At 49.0% G+C, this 19,321-nt stretch carries 19 protein-coding genes and 2 pseudogenes; 4 read left to right on the top strand and 17 right to left on the bottom strand.

What is annotated here, in order from left to right; all coding sequences use genetic code 11:
• Positions 1 to 39 precede the first annotated feature (39 nt).
• The 7 genes and pseudogenes from IC803_RS07735 to IC803_RS07705 form a co-directional block, all read right to left on the bottom strand.
• Positions 40 to 1,911, bottom strand: coding sequence for a PTS fructose transporter subunit IIABC (locus IC803_RS07735; RefSeq protein ID WP_081207298.1), 1,872 nt, complete (start codon positions 1,909 to 1,911; stop codon positions 40 to 42).
• A gap of 25 nt (positions 1,912 to 1,936) precedes the next feature.
• Positions 1,937 to 2,848, bottom strand: a complete 912-nt coding sequence (gene pfkB / locus IC803_RS07730) for a 1-phosphofructokinase (protein WP_081207297.1) — start codon at positions 2,846 to 2,848, stop codon at positions 1,937 to 1,939.
• Positions 2,845 to 3,597 carry a DeoR/GlpR family DNA-binding transcription regulator gene (locus IC803_RS07725; protein WP_081207296.1) on the bottom strand — a complete coding sequence of 251 codons (753 nt, stop codon included), beginning with the start codon at positions 3,595 to 3,597 and terminating at the stop codon, positions 2,845 to 2,847. Before IC803_RS07725 ends, pfkB begins: the two co-directional genes overlap by 4 nt.
• A 277-nt stretch (positions 3,598 to 3,874) precedes the next feature.
• Complete coding sequence (locus tag IC803_RS07720) at positions 3,875 to 5,596, bottom strand: diguanylate cyclase (protein WP_369826939.1); 1,722 nt, start codon at positions 5,594 to 5,596, stop codon at positions 3,875 to 3,877.
• Positions 5,597 to 5,917: 321 nt separating this feature from the next.
• On the bottom strand, positions 5,918 to 6,514 hold the full coding sequence (locus IC803_RS07715) for a DUF5317 domain-containing protein (protein ID WP_081208654.1): 597 nt from the start codon (positions 6,512 to 6,514) through the stop codon (positions 5,918 to 5,920).
• A 637-nt stretch (positions 6,515 to 7,151) separates the two neighbouring features.
• The gene (locus IC803_RS07710) at positions 7,152 to 7,298 is read right to left on the bottom strand and encodes a FeoB-associated Cys-rich membrane protein (protein WP_081208656.1); all 147 of its coding nucleotides are present in this window, start codon (positions 7,296 to 7,298) and stop codon (positions 7,152 to 7,154) included.
• Between the two features lie 187 nt (positions 7,299 to 7,485).
• Positions 7,486 to 8,175 (bottom strand): annotated as a pseudogene (locus tag IC803_RS07705) (FeoB small GTPase domain-containing protein); the annotation flags it as partial.
• Positions 8,176 to 8,317: 142 nt separating this feature from the next.
• Here IC803_RS07705 and IC803_RS07700 point away from each other — a divergent pair.
• On the top strand, positions 8,318 to 9,277 hold the full coding sequence (locus IC803_RS07700; protein ID WP_081208660.1) for a bile acid:sodium symporter family protein: 960 nt from the start codon (positions 8,318 to 8,320) through the stop codon (positions 9,275 to 9,277).
• Between the two features lie 145 nt (positions 9,278 to 9,422).
• On the opposite strand, the gene IC803_RS07695 is transcribed toward IC803_RS07700, so the two are convergent.
• The 4 genes and pseudogenes from IC803_RS07695 to IC803_RS07680 form a co-directional block, all read right to left on the bottom strand.
• A complete protein-coding gene (locus IC803_RS07695) occupies positions 9,423 to 10,349 on the bottom strand; it encodes an endonuclease (RefSeq protein WP_081208662.1) in 927 nt (308 codons plus the stop codon).
• A 104-nt stretch (positions 10,350 to 10,453) separates the two neighbouring features.
• A pseudogene (locus tag IC803_RS07690) lies at positions 10,454 to 10,666 on the bottom strand (sodium:proton antiporter); the annotation flags it as partial.
• A 141-nt stretch (positions 10,667 to 10,807) separates the two neighbouring features.
• Positions 10,808 to 11,662, bottom strand: coding sequence for a metallophosphoesterase (locus IC803_RS07685; protein WP_081208664.1), 855 nt, complete (start codon positions 11,660 to 11,662; stop codon positions 10,808 to 10,810).
• Between the two features lie 60 nt (positions 11,663 to 11,722).
• The gene (locus IC803_RS07680) at positions 11,723 to 12,298 is read right to left on the bottom strand and encodes a YkoP family protein (protein WP_081208666.1); all 576 of its coding nucleotides are present in this window, start codon (positions 12,296 to 12,298) and stop codon (positions 11,723 to 11,725) included.
• Positions 12,299 to 12,467: 169 nt separating this feature from the next.
• Here IC803_RS07680 and IC803_RS07675 point away from each other — a divergent pair, with 169 nt between their 5' ends.
• Positions 12,468 to 13,643 carry an MGDG synthase family glycosyltransferase gene (locus IC803_RS07675; protein ID WP_081208668.1) on the top strand — a complete coding sequence of 392 codons (1,176 nt, stop codon included), beginning with the start codon at positions 12,468 to 12,470 and terminating at the stop codon, positions 13,641 to 13,643.
• A gap of 37 nt (positions 13,644 to 13,680) precedes the next feature.
• Here IC803_RS07675 and IC803_RS07670 read toward each other — a convergent pair whose 3' ends face one another.
• The 6 genes from IC803_RS07670 to IC803_RS07645 all read right to left on the bottom strand — a co-directional run bounded on the left by IC803_RS07670 (position 13,681) and on the right by IC803_RS07645 (position 18,540).
• Positions 13,681 to 14,394 carry a GntR family transcriptional regulator gene (locus IC803_RS07670; protein WP_081208670.1) on the bottom strand — a complete coding sequence of 238 codons (714 nt, stop codon included), beginning with the start codon at positions 14,392 to 14,394 and terminating at the stop codon, positions 13,681 to 13,683.
• A gap of 143 nt (positions 14,395 to 14,537) precedes the next feature.
• A complete protein-coding gene (locus IC803_RS07665; protein WP_081208672.1) occupies positions 14,538 to 15,950 on the bottom strand; it encodes a glycoside hydrolase family 1 protein in 1,413 nt (470 codons plus the stop codon).
• 26 nt (positions 15,951 to 15,976) lie between these two features.
• Positions 15,977 to 17,293 carry a PTS cellobiose transporter subunit IIC gene (celB, locus tag IC803_RS07660; RefSeq protein WP_081208674.1) on the bottom strand — a complete coding sequence of 439 codons (1,317 nt, stop codon included), beginning with the start codon at positions 17,291 to 17,293 and terminating at the stop codon, positions 15,977 to 15,979.
• A gap of 16 nt (positions 17,294 to 17,309) precedes the next feature.
• Positions 17,310 to 17,642, bottom strand: a complete 333-nt coding sequence (locus IC803_RS07655) for a PTS sugar transporter subunit IIA (RefSeq protein WP_081208676.1) — start codon at positions 17,640 to 17,642, stop codon at positions 17,310 to 17,312.
• Between the two features lies 1 nt (position 17,643).
• Positions 17,644 to 17,955, bottom strand: coding sequence for a PTS sugar transporter subunit IIB (locus IC803_RS07650; protein WP_081208678.1), 312 nt, complete (start codon positions 17,953 to 17,955; stop codon positions 17,644 to 17,646).
• Between the two features lie 279 nt (positions 17,956 to 18,234).
• Positions 18,235 to 18,540, bottom strand: a complete 306-nt coding sequence (locus IC803_RS07645; protein ID WP_184321654.1) for a MerR family transcriptional regulator — start codon at positions 18,538 to 18,540, stop codon at positions 18,235 to 18,237.
• A gap of 180 nt (positions 18,541 to 18,720) precedes the next feature.
• Here IC803_RS07645 and IC803_RS07640 point away from each other — a divergent pair, with 180 nt between their 5' ends.
• Together IC803_RS07640 and IC803_RS18370 are read left to right on the top strand one after the other, a co-directional pair.
• Positions 18,721 to 18,936, top strand: coding sequence for a Fur-regulated basic protein FbpA (locus IC803_RS07640; protein WP_081208682.1), 216 nt, complete (start codon positions 18,721 to 18,723; stop codon positions 18,934 to 18,936).
• Entirely contained in the window at positions 18,896 to 19,030 is a 135-nt protein-coding gene (locus tag IC803_RS18370; protein WP_255396841.1) for a hypothetical protein, read from the top strand. The genes IC803_RS07640 and IC803_RS18370 overlap by 41 nt, the downstream gene beginning before the upstream one ends.
• Positions 19,031 to 19,321 lie beyond the last annotated feature (291 nt).

Raw genomic sequence — 19,321 nt, 5'->3', positions numbered from 1 at the left:
GACAAAAAGCGCTCCGCTGCCCGCGGAACGCTTTTTCTCTTATTCTTTCACTTCTTTTTTCCACAGCCCGACCATCAGCGCCGTCACGATGGAGCCGATCAAAATGGCAAGGATGTAAAGCCATGCGCTTCCTTTGACGATCGGGATGACGAAAATGCCGCCGTGCGGCGCCGGAAGTCCGATGCCAAACAGCATCGTCAGCGCCCCTGCTACAGCTGAGCCGACGATAATCGACGGAATGACCCGCACCGGATCGGCCGCGGCAAACGGAATCGCTCCTTCCGTGATGAACGAAGCACCCATAATATAGCACGTTTTGCCGGCCTCGCGCTCCGCTTTTGTAAATTTCTTCTTAAAGAATGTCGTCGCCAGTGCCAATCCGAGCGGCGGCACCATCCCACCGGCCATAATGGCCGCATGCGGCGCATAGTTGCCAGCGTCGATCATGGCGATTCCAAACGTAAACGCGGCTTTGTTAATCGGACCGCCCATGTCCACCGCCATCATGCCGCCTAACACCGCACCGAGCAGCACTAAGTTCGCCGTCCCCATGCCAGAAAGCCAATGTTTCAACCCTTCATTCAATGCTTTCACCGGATCGATGACAATATACATCATAATCATGCCAGTCAGGAAAATGCCGAACAGCGGATACAATAGCACCGGTTTAATGCCTTCTAACGACTGAGGCAAGCGGCTGAACAGTTTTCGTAATCCGACGACCAAATACCCGGCTAGGAAACCAGCAATCAATCCGCCGAGGAAACCAGCGCCGCCGTTGGCCGCCATAAAGCCGCCGACCATCCCCGGCGCAAATCCCGGCCGGTCAGCGATGCTCATCGCGATAAACGCAGCAAGCACGGGAATCATTAAGGCGAACGCATTGCCGCCGCCGATGTCCATCAACGCTTTGGCAAACGGATGGTACGACGGGTCGTTCGGGTCGAACGCTTTAATGCCGAAAGTGAAGGAAAGCGCGATCAAAATCCCGCCGCCGACAACGAACGGAAGCATATTCGAAACGCCGTTCATCAAATGTTTGTAAAAGCCGGTGCGCGGCTTCGCCGCTCCCGCGCCGCCCCGCGGAGCACCGCTCGCCCGGTAAATCGGTGCATCTTGGCGCAACGCTTGCTCGATGAGCGTTTCCGGCTGACGGATCGCCTGAGCGACAGGCACTTGGATCACGTGTTTGCCGTCAAAGCGATCCATTTCGACTTGTTTATCAGCCGCGACAATAATCGCTACGGCTTCTTCAATCTCCTGCGCGGTGAGCGCATTTTTTACCCCATCAGATCCATTCGTTTCCACTTTGATCGTCACGCCCATTTCCGCCGCTTTCGCTTTTAGCGCATCAGCAGCCATATACGTATGGGCAATCCCGGTCGGGCAGGCGGTGACGGCGAGCACTTTCCGTCCGCCGCCAGCCGGCGCGGCCTGCGGCGACGGCGCTTCCTTTTCATCCTCTTTTGCCGCCAGCAAACGAACAACTTCCTCTTCGCTTGAAGCGTTTTCAAGCTCGGCGCGGAACGATGCATCCATCAGCATGGAAGACAATCGGGCCAACGCCTGCAAATGCGTCTGCTCCCCGCCTTCTGGCGCGGCGATCATGAAAAACAAATGGCTTGGCTTGCCATCGAGCGACTCATAATCAATGCCTTCCACTGAACGGCCGAACGCCACGGCCGGACGCTTGACCGCTGCCGTTTTGGCGTGCGGAATGGCGATGCCATCCCCGACGCCGGTCGTGCTTTGCTTTTCGCGCGCCCAAATGGCTTGTTTGAACGCCTCGACATCGCCGACCGCTCCCGCCTCAGCGAGCTTCGCCGCCAGCTCATCAATTACTTCGCTCTTTGTCTTCGCCTGAAGCTTAAGAATGATCGTTTCTTTTGTCAACAAATCGATGATGTTCATCTTTGTGATCCCCCTTTATTTCCGTTTATAAACGCGCGACGCGAACGCGGCCAACGAGTGTTTCCACTTCCTCTTTCGTGCATAAGCCTTCGGAAAACGCTGTTGCGCTTCCGGCCGCCACGCTGTAGGCGAACGCTTCCTCGATCGGTTTTCCGCTCGCATGGGCGGCTAAAAAGCCCGCAACCATCGAATCACCCGCCCCGACCGAGTTTCTGACCGTTCCCTTGGGCGCTTCGGCAAACAGTTCCGCCTCCTCGCCGAAATAAAACGCCCCATCGCCGCCCATCGATACGATGACATGGCAAATGCCCATCTCGGTCAGACGGCGGCCATAGATGACGACTTCTTCTTTCGTCAGTGCAGAGACGCCAAATAGCTCAGCGAGTTCATAATGGTTCGGCTTGACAAGAAACGGCCGGCAGGCAATCAGCGTTCGAAGCGCCGGACCGCTTGTATCGATGACAAGGCGGGCTTGCCGTTTCACTGTCTCCGCTGCCAGCTGCTCGTATACATCCGCCGGCAGCGATGGCGGCACACTTCCCGCCAACACAAGGACGTCACCAGCCGAAAGCGCCCCGATTTTCGCTGTCAGCTGCGCAGCATCCTCACTGGTGATGGCCGGCCCTTGGCCGTTAATTTCCGTCTCAAGCCCGGCTTTCAGCTTCACATTAATGCGAGTCTGGCCGGAGACGTGAACAAAATCGCAGCGAATGCCTTCCTTTTGCAATTCCTCTTCAATGAACTGTCCAGTAAACCCGCCGGCGAACCCGAGCGCTGTGCTGTCGACGCCAAGGCGCTTGAGCACGCGTGACACGTTAATTCCTTTCCCGCCCGGAAATATCGACGTTTTCAGCGTACGGTTCAATTCGCCGACACGCAATTCATCAACATGGACGACATAGTCAACAGACGGATTTAACGTACATGTATAAATCATAGGGCGACAACCTCTACTGTTGTTTTTGCTTTGTATCGTTCTTGCCACTCTTCATCCAACTCATCAGTAATTAACACGGCCTCGTGCAAATCGGCGATTTTGGCGAACGCGCTTTCATTTAACTTCGAATGATCTGCAAGCACATACGCGCGTTGCGCCAGCTGCATGGCCGTATATTTGACGAGCGCCTCTTCCGGATCCGGCGTCGTATAGCCATATTCGTCGTGAACACCGTTGGCGCCGATAAAACATTGGTCAAAGCGGTACTGCCGGAGCGACTCAATGGCCCCGCGACCGATCAACGCTTTCGTCTTTGGCTTAATCATGCCGCCGACTAAGTACGTCGTGACGTTATGCTCGAGCAGCCGCTCCACATGCATCACGCCGTTCGTGACCACGGTGACTTTTTTGTCAGCCAAGTGCGGAATCATTTCCCACGTTGTCGTTCCCGCATCCAAATAAATGCAGTTTCCTTTTTGCACCAAGCTGGCCGCGTAGGCGGCGATCCGCCGTTTTTCTGCTATATACTTCAGCGATTTTTCCGACACGCTTAACTCTTCGCGTTTTTGCTGCAACAACGCCGCTCCACCGTGCACGCGGCGCAGCTTCTTTTCATTTTCAAGCTGCGTCAAATCGCGGCGAATCGTCGACTCGGATGAACCGGTCGCATCCACGAGCTCTTGCAGCTTGATGACCCCTTTTTGCGCCAAAAGCTCCAAAATGAGGCGGTGACGTTCTTCCGTCAGCACATTCCCACCTCCGATCATCGGCGATATCGTTTACAACTCTATCATATGTCAAAAGGGAGAAAAAATCAATCAAAAACATTCATTTTCAATCAGTAACAATCAAAAAAAGAGATGAATTGGTCAAAAACGTTCAAAACCTCATCCATAAGTAAATGTTTCTCTCTACCGCCAGCATGAACATTACGGCCCACCCACGCACAGTTTCCATATAAAACCAAAAAAAAAAAAAAAAAAAAAAAAAAAAAACACTTGCCATCGGGCAAGTGCCTTTTTCCCCTTAATTCAATTGCTCCATCTCCGCAAGCGGCAAATAGTGCTCTCGCACAAACGCCACAAACTTCGCCGCATAAACGGGATCAAACTGCGTCCCAGCGCAGCGCTCGATTTCCTCAAGCGCCTCCTCAAACGTTTTCGTCGGCTGGTACGGCCGTTCCGTCGTCATGGCGTCAAACGAGTCGAGAATACACAAAATGCGGGCTAGTTTCGGGATTTCTTCCCCTTTCAGCCCGTACGGATACCCTTTTCCATCATACCGTTCGTGATGCAGTTCAATGAGCGGGAGCAAATCATCAAACCGCTTCTCCGCCGCAATGATTTCCCGCCCCCATGTGACATGTTTCTTGACAATCTCCCACTCGTGTTTTTCCAGCTTTCCTTGTTTATTTAAAATATCACGCGGCACTTCGATTTTGCCGATATCGTGAATGAGCGCTCCTAAAATAAGCGTCTGCCGTTCATGGTCAGTCAACTCGCCGAGACGACTGCCAAACTCGAGCGCATATTTAAACACCCGCTTGCTATGGCGGTATGTATAGACGTCTTTCGAAAGAAAAAACTTCACTTGTTGCTCGAGCGCTTCCAAATCTTGTTTAAACTTAATTTCATCCAAGCACATATTGTGCTTATCATACAACTGCACGTTGTTTTTCCCTTGCGCCTTCGCATAATAGAGCGCCTGATCAGCCTGATGAATGAGCTCATCGCTTTCGTACATATCTTTTTCCATCTCGGCAATGCCGCACGAAAACGACAAGCAACGGTATGGAATATGCTCGACGCCGTCAAAATATGTATCGTTCACTTCTTTGCGCAACCGGTTTAAAAATGCATGCGCGTCTTCTTTCGCCGTGTTGGGCATTAAAATGGCAAACTCTTCGCCGCCATAGCGGGCGGCAGTAAAGTTCGTCCCTTCAACCGCTTTTTGCAGCAGCTTCCCAAAAAACGTCAACAACCGATCCCCTTGCAAATGGCCGTTTCGGTCGTTATATTTTTTAAAATCGTCCAAGTCAAGAAACGCCAGCGTCAGCGGCTGTTTGAGCATCTTGCAGTCAGAAAACTGCTCCTTGAGCGTTTCTTTGAAAAAGCCGTGGTTGTATAGGCCGGTTAACTGATCTTTATTGGCACTATCGGAAACTAACTGGTACAATTGTAAAAACTTTTTAAAGACAAAAGATAATATTGTGATCAAAATAGTGAATAAAAATAGACCAAAATATTTTTCTTCGTCTAATAATATCGATAACACCAGAGAGAGTAACAAAGTTACTGAATAGCCCACACAAGCTTCCTTTAAAACACCTAAATCAAGTGCTCCTCTAAATACTCCACCTTGAAAATAAAAGAACAGAACTATAAGCGCTACGTTAATACTGAAATATACTAACAAACTGGATACATAAGGAAACAAATTATAGACATTTAGTTGACCGATATCGCCTTTAAATATTATAAATGTGTAATATGCGCTACTTAGCATTAAACAATATATTGAAAAATTAAAAAGGTGTCTCCATAGAGACATTTTACGCTTATAACATAACTCTACCAAACTATAAATAAATAGCACTTGCAATACAAAATTAATCCCATACACAAACAGAATAGCTAGATAAACAGCTGAATCCATTGAAAAAGCATTAGCTCTGGGTGGCAACATAATTTGAAAAAGATTCAACAAGGTGATGCTACCAACTAGCATATAAACCAAAACCCAGTCCATAAGGGACTGAGTATCGAAATCAACTTTCCAAAAAAACAATAGTACCCCTAAAATGGAAACAATTAAAATGTAAAACTGTTCACGTTTCATGAAATTTAAAGAAAGTAGCATGCTCAATCACTCGCAAACAAAGGTTTAGAAGAAGCAATAATTATTGCCTCTTCTACTACTATTACTACTATTGAAGATTTAGATAAAACCAAATCGATTATTCACCGAGTTTAAACCCCGACGTCAACGCCACGATCACCGAACCAAGGATAAACAGGTTAATCAACACTTGTTTCATTTTTACTTTCATTTCCTTTTCCTCCTTAAATTTTATTTATTGATCGCAGGAGCACCCGTTGTTTCTTCAGCATCGTCTGCCCTATGCCGCGGCGCGCTGAGCATCAGATGCTGGATAAACAAGAACGCCCCTACGTTCATCACGACGTCGCCGATGCTGATGACTTGTTGGCGCGGATACGGTGGAGACAGCGGAATGATGTCGCCGAGAAACGGCAGAAGTGTATCCGATGTGATCGCCTGGTGCTTGCCGTACAGACCGGCTTTTAACGCTTCAATGTATTCGCGGCCGAGAAATTGTGCAGCTTCAACCGAGACAGGCATTCGTCCGCCGTTTACGGCCATAACGATAAAGTTAAGCAAAACGCCGGCGAAAATAACCGAAAATCCTGGCTGATGGCGGTTGAGCCATAAAAACACAAGCCCGGTGATGTAGACGAGAAGGAAAATTACATTGCTCATTTTCGCGATCCATGCCACTTTTTCTTGAAGGAAAAAGATGACAACCTGCACCGCCAGCAACAGCGGAAACAACCAACCGCCGCGCAGTTTCATAGCAGCAAACCCTTTCAAGCTGCCGCCGCGAAACCAGCCGATCAACAACGACAAAATGATCCCATCGTAAACCATGATGCTGTCCCCTTAAAAATAGAATTTTCTCTCTTTTCTAAACTGCCGTCCTCATTTCTATTTTTACCGTTTTTTTCTTCCTTTGTAAATAGTCCATTCGCCCCATCTGCAAACAAATTTTGATAAATATCGTTCGATCCTTTTCGTTTTCGTCATTCTTTGAAACAAAAAACGACAAAAATAATGCATTGTGTATCTAGCGGACGATGAAAAAAGAACCTCATCTTTATGAAGCGTTCCCCACCTGCATAAGCGCTGAAAAAAGATAGAAAGTGATTGGGTACACTTAACCATGACAGGCTGCTGGGCGGTCTCTGTTTGTCTCACTGTTTCGTTGTCTCCGCCTACATGGAAGCGGAGAGGGTTCGCAGTAGAGGTGGGGAACGAGGCGTTGATGGAACCAGCTCTCCACCTATAAGACCGATGAAAAACGACTGTCACGCGCAAATTGGCGGCATTTCGCCAAAAAAGAAAGCTGATTCCGCAAGATTTCTCTAACTTGAAAAATAGAGGGGATCAGCAGTATTTTGCACGAAATCACCAGCTCTATATTTCAGCTTATTTTCGGCTAGAAGCCTTCCGTCGGAAAATGGAAAAACGGATTCCGATCTGTCAGGAATCCGTTTCCCCGCCAAGATTACCGTTCTGGCCCGTAGCTGCCAGCGCAGCGATCGGCCGCATGGCATGCTGCGCATGTCCCTTTGGCGCTTTTTTTCACATGACGAACCAGCGCCCACCCGGCATAGGCGAAAATCGCCCCGCCAATGACGATATTCGCAATCATCACATTCGCCCCCTTCATTGAAAGCCTAGTATCATTCCAGCTTGATAGACAAGGAATGAAATCATATAAGCAACCGTTAAGGCAACGCCAATCGACAACAGCGTCCATTTCCACGATCCGGTTTCTTTGCGGATCGTCGCTGCTGTCGCTAAACATGGCGTATATAAAAGAACAAACACCATAAAGCTAAAACAAGCGCCTCGATAAACGGCGGCGCTCCCGCCCAATCAAGCAAGCGCGACAACCAGTCGGTGAGCAGCCCGGAGAAAAAGGCGTCAAGCCGGTCGGCAAGCGGCGGAACGAGCCAGTTGAACGTCAACATAAACACGATATACATCAGCGCCAAAAAAATCGGCAAACCCACATAGCGGTTCGTCACCACCGCGTCGACTTTTTCCGTTAGCGTCAGCGGTTTTGGCTCAAACTCGATGGCCGTCGCAGCGATCGTTTCACTGATCCAACGGTCACGTGCTTCATAAATAGGCTTAGCCGCCTGACAACCAAGCGCCTGTTCCGTCTCCTCACGGATCGCCAGCAGCGGTGACAAATCGAAATGGTTGCGTAAATAGACGGCGATGCGCTCATTTCCTTCTAGAAATTGAAGCGCCATCCAACGCTTATCTCCCGGCATATCATCGGGAAGTTGCTCGGCAATGCGGCGGACCGCGCATTCCACTTCGACACCATAATCAATGAAAATTCGGGAATGGTGTCCGTCTTTTGTCGACAAAATGGTGCGCGCTAACTCCCTTGTCCCCTTTCCCGTTCGGGCGATGACCGGAACAACCGGAACGCCGAGATGGCGAGACAGCTTGGCGGCATCGATTTTGACGCTGCGTTTTTCAGCAACATCCACCATATTTAAAGCGATGATGAGAGAAAAAGGAGTGAATTTTTTCACAGCGACTTCATATTGTCAACGTTTCCTCAAAATTTGGCGATTCATTAGTTGAACTTTTCGAAAAAATGTATATAATTTCTTGTATATCTTTCCCATCTTTGTTCAAGGAGTGAGTACAGTGAATACACTAGGAAGAATCAGCAACTTTGTCGGCAATACGTTTGCAATCTGGGTGCTTCTATTTGGCGCGCTGGCCTTTTTCGCCCCAAGCGCGTTTACGTGGATCGCCCCGTATATTGTGCCGCTTTTAGGCATCGTGATGTTTGGTATGGGATTGACGCTTTCAGCGGATGATTTCAAAGAAGTATTCAAGCGCCCGCTTGATGTGTTGATCGGCGTCGTTGCCCAGTTTCTGATCATGCCGCTTGTCGCGTTTTTGCTCGCTTACTTTCTTCCGGTTTCGCGCGAAGTGGCGCTCGGCATTATTTTAGTCGGCTGCTGTCCGGGCGGAACAGCATCCAACGTCATGACGTATTTGGCGAAAGGGGATACGGCGCTGTCGGTGGCCGTCACTTCTGTTTCGACGATTTTAGCGCCGATTTTGACGCCTTCGCTCATTTTGCTTTTGGCCGGAAAATGGCTGTCCGTATCGGCCGCTGCCTTGTTTTGGTCGATCGTCAAAGTCGTGCTGATTCCGATCCTTTTAGGCCTCATCGCCCAGGCCCTGTTCCAAAAGCAAGTCAAAGCGTGCATCCCGGCGCTGCCGCTCGTTTCTGTCATCGCCATTGTTGCCATCGTCGCCGCCGTCGTCGGTCAAAACCAAGCGGCCATTGCCAAAAGCGGACTTCTTATTTTTCTTATTGTCATTGTTCATAACGGATTGGGCTTGCTGCTTGGGTATTGGTTTGCCAAACTGTTTCGCCTGTCGCCGCCAAAACAAAAGGCAATTTCCATCGAAGTTGGCATGCAAAACTCCGGGCTTGGTGCGGCCTTGGCGACCGCCCATTTTTCGCCGCTCACCGCCGTTCCGAGCGCCATTTTCAGCGTCTGGCACAATATTTCCGGCCCGATTATCGCAACATACTTCCGCAAACAGGCAGACCGCCAAACAGCGAATGACAAGACGATTTCCGTTTAACCTCTCTCACGCTTTGTCTAACAGCAAGAAAAAAGCTGTCTCCCGAAATGAACGACCGTTTTTCGGAGACAGCTTTTCTGCCCATCACCCCCCCTTATTCCTCGACTCCCATGGCAAGAAGCAGACGTCCGCCTTCAACCTTGTTTCATAGCGCCCCTTCAAACGGAAACACCATCCGCCTAGCCAACTTGGGAAGATCGATGAATGGATTGCGGTTGCCTTGAATAAAAAAAATAGCGCTGTTGCGATGGTATTCGTACACCGTCGGCGGGAATTGCTCGTGCCAGCGGACAAGAAGCGGAATATCGATTTTGCGCCGGAACGATTTGGCGATCGCCTTCGGGTAGCGAAGCAAAAAATACAACATTGCCCGTGCGGCCGTCCCTTTGCCATACTCCGGCTCGAAATAGCCGTTATGGGCGACGCCGCATCGGTTTTGGATCTGTTCGCCCGGATCTTCCGGATTGTAAAATGGAAAATCAGCGTACGGGAAATTCGACCGAAGCGTGTTGCACTCCGGCTGGCAGACGAACAAATGGTGCAAATCGCCTTTCATCGGTTCACGAGCGCCGAACCATGACTGGGGCACAACGTGCTCCGCATTGAATTTCCATTGCTTCTCGATTGTTTTCACCCGTTCGTGCACATCGCTCGGCCCCTGTTTCGCTTTTTTTAATAGTTGGCGAAACTCGCCGTAACGCTGCTTCATCGTTTCGACATCTTGGACGATTAACGTTTTCGGGTCTTTTCGCTCGCCGGAATACAAACTGCGCACCGTCCCATCCGGCTGCAAATCAACCCATGTATACAAATACTCGTCTTTGCTGAAAAAATACGGCAGCCGCCGCTTATGGGTGTGCGCCACCAACTCGTGGTAGCGGACAAACAGCATCAATCCGTCTCCGTCAAACGGCACAGAACGGTAATACCGTTCGCGCGCCTGCCGGTCTTCTTCAGCGCGGTAATACGCGTCCTCTTCAGCGAGCCGCTCGCTCAGCTGTTCAAGCTGCGCGGCGGCATCGTCTGTTCGCCATTGGCCGAGCTCCTCAAGCTGCCGTTCCGCCTCCCCCATCGCCGTTCCCCTCTCTTTCTTTTCCTTTAGTTTACCATGGAAGGGGGGGAAGACGGCAACACGGCTAGCGAAAAAGAAACGACGTAGCGCCGAACAGGAGCGCGGTATAGAAAAATAATAATGCGAATGTTGTTTGTCTGCATCAAGTTGTCAACAACATAATGAAGCATCGTCCGCAGCCCGCCAAGCAGCGATGGCGTCATCAAATAGCTGCCGACTAAAAGTCCGACAAACAGCCCATGGATCACTTGCTTCGTCCAAATCGAAATCGGGATGACCACTAAAAATGGCAACAGCGCCTTCCACGACGGTTCCATTGACAATTCGCTCCTTTTTCTATGCAGTTCGTTATCCCTTTTCCCCGTTCGTGGCATAAGGCAGACGAGAAAGAAGCGATCCGCCATGCTGAGCAGGTCGGAAAGCGATTTCAAAAAGAGAAATAAATAAAAAGCTGCCTTTTAGACAGCTTTGACCGTTTCGCTTTGCGCAACGGACGGCAACGACAACAAGTGGAGCGTCACTTCCGGCTTCGAGCCGATCCGGATGTTCACTCCAGTTTGCCCGAGCCCTTCGTTAATATAAAACGGCTTGCCGTCCCATTCATGATAGCCTTTGATCATGTTCCGCTCAGTGAGCGTTTTGCTCATTTTCGCCAAATGGTACGGCTTTGGCCAGTGAATTTGCCCGCCATGAAAGTGGCCAGACAACAAATAATCAAAATGATAGTCTCTCATGTGCGGCACGATGTCCGGATCGTGCGTCAACACCAAGTTGATGCCGTCCTTCACGCCGGCGTACGCCTTTTTGATGTCGCTGCGCCCCGTGTAAAAATCGTCAATGCCGATAATATTGACCGTTTGGCCGTGAACCGTAATCGTCTTCGTTTCGTTTTGCAACACGATGCAGCCGTGCTCCTCGAGCGTCGCCTTCAAGCGTTCAAACGGTTCGCCTTGAAGCACGTAGTCATGGTTTCCAAACACCGCATACATCCCATAAACTGGATGCAACTTCTTCAATGCCGTCAAATACGGGCCGAGTTTAGCGATGCTCGCTTCACGGTCTAGGAAATCACCGGTCAGAGCAATCAAGTCAACCGGTTCCCCTTTCAACTTTTCGTATAAATCATCCGGGGAAATAGACAGCTTTTCTAAATGAAGGTCAGACAGCTGCAAAATGCGAATGGCGCCATTCCCGTCCTTCGGGCCGCCGACCTGAACTTTATGCAAAACCGCTTCATACGTGTTGCGGTGTGCCTTTCGAAGACCAAAAGCTAGCAACAAAAAGAATGATAGAATGATGAAAAAAAACGTCATTGTCTTCTCTCCTCCCTCGATAACCATTATAGTGAAAAGGAGGAGAGAAGAAAGAGGGAGTTAGTGGATGAGATGGTAACCGTATAAGGAAAACAGCTTTTCTTTTGACATCAACAAATACTTCGGCGGCCGGCTGAACGGCGACAGGCCTGGCCGGGCCACTGCCATCATCGGCACGAGCGCCAGTGTTTTGAACCAACGGTACAACGGATTGGAAATATCCACCGTTTCAAATCCAAGCCGTTCACATCCTTTGTTTAACATCGTAATGCCGATAATCCCTTTCATCCGCTCCGATTGTTCGTGGTGATAAAGATGGTAGGCGACATACGGCAAGCCGGCTTTGACTTGCTCCAGAATATAACGCCCTTTTTTAATGTCGCTGTCATAACGAAACAGATCGCGCACGAGCCGGACGTTGTGAAGATGGATTTTCAACAGCCAATCGTTCGCCGCAATCGTCGTTCCATCCGAAAGGCGGATCGTCTCCCCTTTGTATTGGAGCGGTCGGACGCGAAAAATGGAGCGAAGCCCATCCCGCGCCTCGCCGGCGTATTCGAGTCGGGAACAGGCGTAATAAATCGGATCAATGACTCCCCACATCGCCAACAAACATTGGACCGCTTTTTCCTTCATGTATGCATCCTTCCTTTGCCTTGTATCTTATTCATTAACATTGTGGGACATTTGCCGGCGCATTATAAATGGGGAAAAAAGGAGCATAGCGCCGTCGCATAACCGGCCGCGGGCCGCGCATACTGAAAACGGAAACCAAATTCCAAATTTGCGCCTAGGTTGTGATTATATGACGACAGTGCTTTTTCTTCCGCTTCTTCAGCTTCCATCCGGTCATCATCGGGCTGCTGAAGCGCTGGCAGAAGGGTTGCGGTCGATCGATCGCGCCGTGAAGTGTGAAAAAATCGAATTGCTTTCCTCGCGGCTCGGCGCCAAGGAACAGTGGATTTCCCGCCTTTATTTGCGCTGCATCCGCCATGCGCCGAAAGCATACAGCGCCGCCTACCGCCGTTCCGTTTTGCGTCCCTCATCCGAACCGCCGTCATTCTCGCTTTACGAGCGGCTGTTTGGCGGCCATTTGAAACAGCTGATTCGTCGCCTAAAGCCAGCGCTGATTGTCTGTACTCATGCGTTTCCATCGCATTTGCTTGATCTTCTTAAGCAGCGCGGGGAAATCGACGTTCCTGTCATCAACGTGTATACCGATTATTTTGTCCATAACTTATGGGGGAAAACAGCCATTGACGGCCATTTTGTCGGCCATCCGGCCATGAAGGAAGCATTAGTCCGAAAAGGGGTCGCCATCGAGCAGATCACCGTCACCGGCATTCCCGTTCACCCGGCGTTTGCCGCCCGGCAGCCGGCGCCGCCGGCTATGCGCGCCCGCTACATCGGGCTCATTAGCGGCGGCAGCCTAGGCCTTGGCGATTGGGAGCAGCTCTTCAGCAAAATCTCCCCGAATGATCCGGTTGACTATTATGTGCTATGCGGCACAAACGAACAGCTGTATGAGCGGTTGAAAAAGAAAAACCATCCGCGCCTTCTTCCGCTCCGTTATATTTCATCGCCTGCAGCCATGAGCGCCCTTTATGACGAGGTCGATTTTGTGCTCACGAAGCCAGGCGGCGTCACCTTAAGCGAATGCCTCCGCAAGCGAAAACCGGCGTTCATTTATGCCATGTTGCCGGGGCAAGAGGAAATCAACTTCCGTCTCTTGTGCGATGACGGGCTCATTTTTGATTTCCGCCATTGGCGCCGGCTTCCGTCACTGTCAAAGGCGATCGTTTCGACCCTGCACTCGCCGGCGCTGGCCCGCTGCCTCGCCAAGATCGACGACTATCACCGCACCCTCTCCCCAACCGACCCAGCGCTTGTTATTTACGAGCGGTTTTTAGCGGCTTCCCCGATCAACAAAGGACGCAGCTGGTTTGACAATGTGAAACCTCATCACTCCTTTCGCATATAGAAAGGCGCCTGCCTCAAAACGGCTGGGCAGACGCCTTCTAACGACGGGTGCTAACAGTGACAAATACGAATTTATCATACCGATGGCGGGAAAACGAATACTCAAACGGCTCTCCATTGTTTAAAAACCCAACCTGCTCCAATTCCAACACAGGATCGTCGGGTGCACATTGCAAGTATTGACGATCAAGCTCGTTCGGTTTATCGGCTCGGATCTTTCGGTGCGATCCGGCAATGGTTAATCCGAGATCATAAGTAATGTAATGATAAATCGAACCATGGAGCACCGTTTCATTCAACCCTGGAATTAAATGGACGGGCATATATGTCCGCTCAATGACGTACGGCTCTCTATCCACATTCCGTAACCGGATTAAGTGATACACTGGTGTGTTCGCATCGATGCATAAATGAGAAGCTACCTCATCAGATGGAAACAACACTTCAAAGGTGATCACATGGCTTGTCACCTTTCGTCCTTCCAATAACCTCGTCAAACCGAGGGTTTCGTTGCTCACCACATTCACCAGTCCGTTAAGCATCGCCGACTTCACAATAAATGTGCCATGACCGCGCTTTCGATACAACAGTCCCTCGGACACGAGCACATCAAGCGCCCGCTTTACCGTCATCCGGCTGCAGCCAAACTCTTCAGCGAGCGAGATTTCATCCGGAATCGGCTCGTCTAGGAAATACAGTCCTTCTTTAATTCGTCTACGTATTTCGTTTGAAATTTTCTCATACTTTGTCATCGTTTTCATCCCTCACTATGATCCTGTTTTCATTGTACGAACAATTGTCTGTTTGCACAATAGCCAATGTGCTCTCCTCTCCTTCCCGTTCATCCCCCAGCCAGAAAAAGCGCCCCGCTGTCCGGGACGCTTTTTTCGTTTACTTAAAATCCGTTGTTTTCCGCGACCGTTTTAAACCAATAGCCGCTTTTTTTGATCGTCCGTTTCAAGCCGTTGTCCAAATCCACTGCGACGAGCCCATACCGGTTTTTATAGGCGTTGGTCCACGACCAGTTGTCCATAAATGTCCAAAGGTGATAGCCTTTCACATTGACTCCTTCTTCAAGCGCACGATGCACCCATTGTAAATGTTCGCGAATGAATGCAATTCGGTAGTCGTCATGAATCATGCCGTTTTCATCCCGAAATCGTTCTTCCCCTTCAACGCCCATCCCGTTTTCCGAAATAAAACACTCAATGTTTCCGTAGTTTTCTTTGAGATTGATTAAAATATCATAAATGCCTTTTTCATAAATTTCCCAACCGCGATACGGGTTCATTTTCCGCCCGGGCATAGCGTAATAATCGAAAAATCGCTCCGGCAAAAACGGGGCATCCGGATTGGGCAGATGCTCTTTTGCCTTGACGCGCCGCGGTTGATAATAGTTGATGCCAAGCAAGTCGACCGTATTTTCTTTGATCCGCTCGCGATCACCGGCTTCCGTCATAGGCAAAAAGCCATGTTCATCCAACAGCTCAATCAAATCTTGCGGGTACTCTCCTTTCACCGCAGGATCTAAGAAGCTGCGGTTAAACAACAAATCAGCGATATGTGCGGCTTTCACATCAGCTGGGTGCTGGCTGCGCGGGTAAGACGGCGTCAAATTCAAAATGATCCCAATCTGTCCTCCCGGGATAGCTGCCTTGCGGAAGGCGGCAACCGCTTTGGCATGGGCAATGACCGTATGGTACGCCACTTGTACAGCGCGGCGGAAGTCCACGATGTTCGGGTAATGAAAATCATATAAATACCCGCCTTCTACCGGAACAATCGGTTCATTGTGGGTAAACCATTTCTTTACCCGATCTCCAAACAACTCAAAGCAAATGCTTGCATAGCGGGCGTAGGCATCCACGACTTCGCGGCTTTCCCACCCCCCAATATGTTGCAGTGCTAACGGCATATCAAAATGGTACAAATTAACAAATGGCTCGATCCTATTCACCAACAGTTCATCAATGACCGCATTGTAGAATCGTACAGCCTCTGGATTGACCTCACCGACTCCATCCGGAATCAAGCGTGACCATGAAATCGAAAACCGGAATGAATTATGCCCGATCTCCTTCATCAAAGCAATATCCTCTTTGTAGCGGTGATAAAAATCTGATGTAGTCGCCGGGCCAACACCGTTAAAAAAGCGGTACGGCTCCTTCTCATACCAATAATCCCAAATATTTTTCCCTTTACCGCCCTCGTTGGCTGCCCCTTCCATTTGCGTCGCGGACGCTGCGCTCCCCCACCAAAACCCAGCAGGGAAGCGGTACGTGATTGGCTGCTTCGATTGTTGTTCCATCGCGGTTCACCTCGTTTACTGCATAGTTATGATACGTTTTTTGCAGCAGCTTGTTCTTCTCTCTCCTTTTGCAAATTCATCCGGTCAATAAATTTCAAGAACGGAAACCAGATGACGAGTACAATGAGAAAATTGACCACTTGCAACAGCCCGCCGGCTAGCGAGTTTGTCGCCATAATCCCGTTAATAAGAATTGGTACGGTCCATGGCACCGCCACACCATTTGGAGGCGGCACAAGTCCTGAAGACATCGCCAAATAGGTCACCAACGTAACAACCATTGGCGCTAAAATCCACGGGACGATGACGAGCGGATTCATCACTACTGGCAAACCAAAAATGATCGGTTCATTGACATTGAAGATTCCGGGCCCAAGCCCAAGCTTAGCTACCTGCTTCATTTGCTTGCTCTTCATAAAGAGCAATATGGCGAAAATCACCGCGAGCGTCATCCCCGTTCCGCCCATGCCGACGGTGTAAATTTCAATAAACTGTTTGCTGACGATATGCGGAACTTCCCCTGTTTGTGTGTACGCATTTAAGTTTTCGAGCGACAGTGTGTTCCAAATCGGGTCCATCACGGAATTAATGATGATTTGCCCATGCAACCCAAAAAACCATAAAATTTGTGCGACAAAAATGGCGATCAACGTTGGGATAATGCCGCTTCCCAGACCGACAAGCGGGGCTTGCAAGGCGTTGTAAATCACATCATGCATGTTTGTTTTAAACATTTGTGTTACAATAATATTGACGACAAGGAAAAAGGTCAGGGTGACCACCGCCGGAATTAATGCTGCAAACGACTTCGCAACCGCCGGTGGCACCCCGGCCGGCATTTTAATCGTAATATTTTTCTGTACAACCTTCCGGTAAATTTCCCCAGCAACAAATGCAGTAATCATGCCAAGGAACATCCCTTTTGCTCCGAGGCGGTCAAGCGGAATGACACCTTGTACGGCTTCTTTTCCTTCTATTTGAACAACAAACGGCGTCAACAGGAGAAATGACGCTAAAGCAATCGCGCCGCCAAAAATCCCTTCAACTTCATAACTTTTCGATAAATAATAGCCAATGCCAAACACAACGAAAATCGTCATGACACCCATTGTTGCATTCGGAGCGACACCGAGCATATCTTTTAACATATTCAGGCTGCTTTCGCTCATGATCTTATCTAAAAATGGCAAGTTGGCGATGACGACCGCGATGGAACCGAAAATCGTTAGCGGAAACGCCAACATAAATGCATCACGCAACACTTGCAAATACCGGCTGTTATTCAATTTCCCAGCGATCGGAACGAGCACTTTGCTCAATTTCTCAAATAATGCTCCGTTCATTTGGCAATCCTCCTTTTTATATATTCCGCTCCTTCAACAAAACAAGCATCTCTTTCACGATCTCCTTCATCGCCAACGTCGACATTACATGATCCTCCGCATGCATGAGAAGCAAAGTAATCGTCGTTGGATTTCCGCCCGCTTCCTTTTGGATAAGCTGAAAATGGACATCGTGCGCGACACCTAGTTCTTGTTCCGCTTCTTGGATGAGTTGTTCCGCTTTTTCGATTTGACCTGACCGATATTCGCGAATGGCTTGGACAATGTTACTGCGAGCGTTGCCGCTATGCAAAATAATATGAAAAGCAATTTGTTCGTTCGTAAGTTGATTTATGTCCACCTTTTCCATCTCATTTTTCCCCCATTAATTTCAATGCTTGTTCGTACACTTTTTTTCCATCAGCCATCCCATAGGCCACCATATCAATCACGTCCACTTGAATCCCATATTTTTGCGCCTCTTTTTGCAACTCTCCTTTTAAAAAGCTCATTTGCGGGCCAATCAACACGACATCCGCTTTTTCCATTTCTTTCTTTGCTTGATCTTGACCGACCGCCCAAATCTCTGCTTCTTCACCAATCGATTGGACGTATTCCTGCATTTTCGTCACCAATAAGCTCGTTGACATTCCGGCGCTGCACGCTAATAAAATTCGTTTCACTGTTCATTCCTCCCTTTGTATTGAATGAAAAAATGTTATCGTTTTCAACATTAATTATATACATTTAATTTTATTTGTCTAGTCATTTATTAAAAAAGATTAGTATTTTTAATCAACTCCCCTTTGTACCCACAAAAAACAGCGCGCACTCGGCCTTCTGTACGCGCTAAACACCAAATGTTCTTATCGCTGGGCTTATGGCTTGCTGACATGACTAGTGATCCTTGATCCTTTATCTCCTCTAATGCTAAGCGAGGGAATAACCATTTGAAGCTTTCCTTACGAACGCAGCCGAAAATGGGCATTCATTTGCCCCTTCAGCATCCGCTCACGCAATTCTTTTGTCATCTCTTGACGAATTTCATAAGTGGATACCCCTTCCTCGCGCTGGTCGGCGATTCTCATCAGCTGCTCAACATCAGCGAACGAATATTTGCGAATCCCTTTCGAGCGGTCAGGAAACACGAGTTTCCGCTCCTCATAATAGCGGATTTGTCGCTGCGACAATCCGGTCAGTTCACTGACAATGCCAATCGAAATGACTTTTTTATGTTTATAACTCTCTTCATGCGGATTCATCGTCATTTCCCCCACCTCTACATGTTACTTTTTATAACATGATTATACAAAAAATGAATGCGATTCGTTAACTCTTGTAAATAAAATTAACATATTTTTTAAATTTCCTGTAAATGAGCTTAACACCTTCGCTGTACACTGAAGAAAACGATGGTATCGTAAAGGTAAAAACAAGGGGGAAAGCAGATGGGAAAATGGATGCGAAGCGCCATACAGCGGCAAAAACAGTTTTATATTCAACAACTCATGCAGTCCGGCTTGGTTGGCGACCACGAACGGCTCGAGCAATGGACGTTGGCCGAACTGCGCCGCGAATACGAACGATTCAATCCCGCTTACAGCATGGAAGGAGGAAGCCGGTATGGACAAACAAGCTCTCGAGCTGGCGAAGCGCATCATTGAATTGGACTTACAGCGCGACGCCATGTTTGAACAGCTAATTGCACTTGTTGGCAGCCAAGCTGATGAACTGCTTCGCTTTTTGCAAAACCGCTAACAGCACATTCACCGGCAACCGCCCGCAACAAGGAATCGATCGCTTCAAGAGAAATACAACATCCAGAAGGCCGGTGAAAAACGGCTGTCACGAGCAAATCAGCGGCATTTCGCCAAAAAAGAAGACTGATTTCCCAAGGTTTTTCTCATTGAGAAACAGCTGGAACTAGCAGTATTTTGTACGAAATCACTAGCCTCCTAGAATTGCACAATCGTTCATTGCATATTTCATTGCACATTATATAGTAACAAAAATGGAGGGTGTCTCAAAGGGATCGGGACACCCTCTTTC

The organism is Geobacillus sp. 46C-IIa (assembly GCF_014679505.1).
In the GTDB taxonomy this organism is placed as follows: Bacteria; Bacillota; Bacilli; order Bacillales; family Anoxybacillaceae; genus Geobacillus.
Note: the sequence above shows the minus strand (reverse complement) of the source record. Positions and strands in the feature narration are given on the sequence as shown.

Excerpts from the sequence above, each read along its gene's own strand:
- IC803_RS07680 (WP_081208666.1), bottom strand. The coding sequence starts at position 12,298 with ATGAAGGAAAAAGCGGTCCAATGTTTGTTGGCGATGTGGGGAGTCATT.
- IC803_RS07715 (WP_081208654.1), bottom strand. The coding sequence starts at position 6,514 with ATGGTTTACGATGGGATCATTTTGTCGTTGTTGATCGGCTGGTTTCGC.
- IC803_RS07670 (WP_081208670.1), bottom strand. The coding sequence starts at position 14,394 with ATGACAAAGTATGAGAAAATTTCAAACGAAATACGTAGACGAATTAAA.
- celB (WP_081208674.1), bottom strand. The coding sequence starts at position 17,293 with ATGAACGGAGCATTATTTGAGAAATTGAGCAAAGTGCTCGTTCCGATC.
- pfkB (WP_081207297.1), bottom strand. The coding sequence starts at position 2,848 with ATGATTTATACATGTACGTTAAATCCGTCTGTTGACTATGTCGTCCAT.
- IC803_RS07645 (WP_184321654.1), bottom strand. The coding sequence starts at position 18,540 with ATGACGATGAATCCGCATGAAGAGAGTTATAAACATAAAAAAGTCATT.
- IC803_RS07655 (WP_081208676.1), bottom strand. The coding sequence starts at position 17,642 with ATGGAAAAGGTGGACATAAATCAACTTACGAACGAACAAATTGCTTTT.
- IC803_RS07665 (WP_081208672.1), bottom strand. The coding sequence starts at position 15,950 with ATGGAACAACAATCGAAGCAGCCAATCACGTACCGCTTCCCTGCTGGG.
- IC803_RS07685 (WP_081208664.1), bottom strand. The coding sequence starts at position 11,662 with ATGACGTTTTTTTTCATCATTCTATCATTCTTTTTGTTGCTAGCTTTT.
- IC803_RS07710 (WP_081208656.1), bottom strand. The coding sequence starts at position 7,298 with ATGATTGCGAATATCGTCATTGGCGGGGCGATTTTCGCCTATGCCGGG.
- IC803_RS07720 (WP_369826939.1), bottom strand. The coding sequence starts at position 5,596 with ATGGACTGGGTTTTGGTTTATATGCTAGTTGGTAGCATCACCTTGTTG.
- IC803_RS07640 (WP_081208682.1), top strand. The coding sequence starts at position 18,721 with ATGGGAAAATGGATGCGAAGCGCCATACAGCGGCAAAAACAGTTTTAT.
- IC803_RS07735 (WP_081207298.1), bottom strand. The coding sequence starts at position 1,911 with ATGAACATCATCGATTTGTTGACAAAAGAAACGATCATTCTTAAGCTT.
- IC803_RS07675 (WP_081208668.1), top strand. The coding sequence starts at position 12,468 with ATGACGACAGTGCTTTTTCTTCCGCTTCTTCAGCTTCCATCCGGTCAT.
- IC803_RS07695 (WP_081208662.1), bottom strand. The coding sequence starts at position 10,349 with ATGGGGGAGGCGGAACGGCAGCTTGAGGAGCTCGGCCAATGGCGAACA.
- IC803_RS18370 (WP_255396841.1), top strand. The coding sequence starts at position 18,896 with ATGGACAAACAAGCTCTCGAGCTGGCGAAGCGCATCATTGAATTGGAC.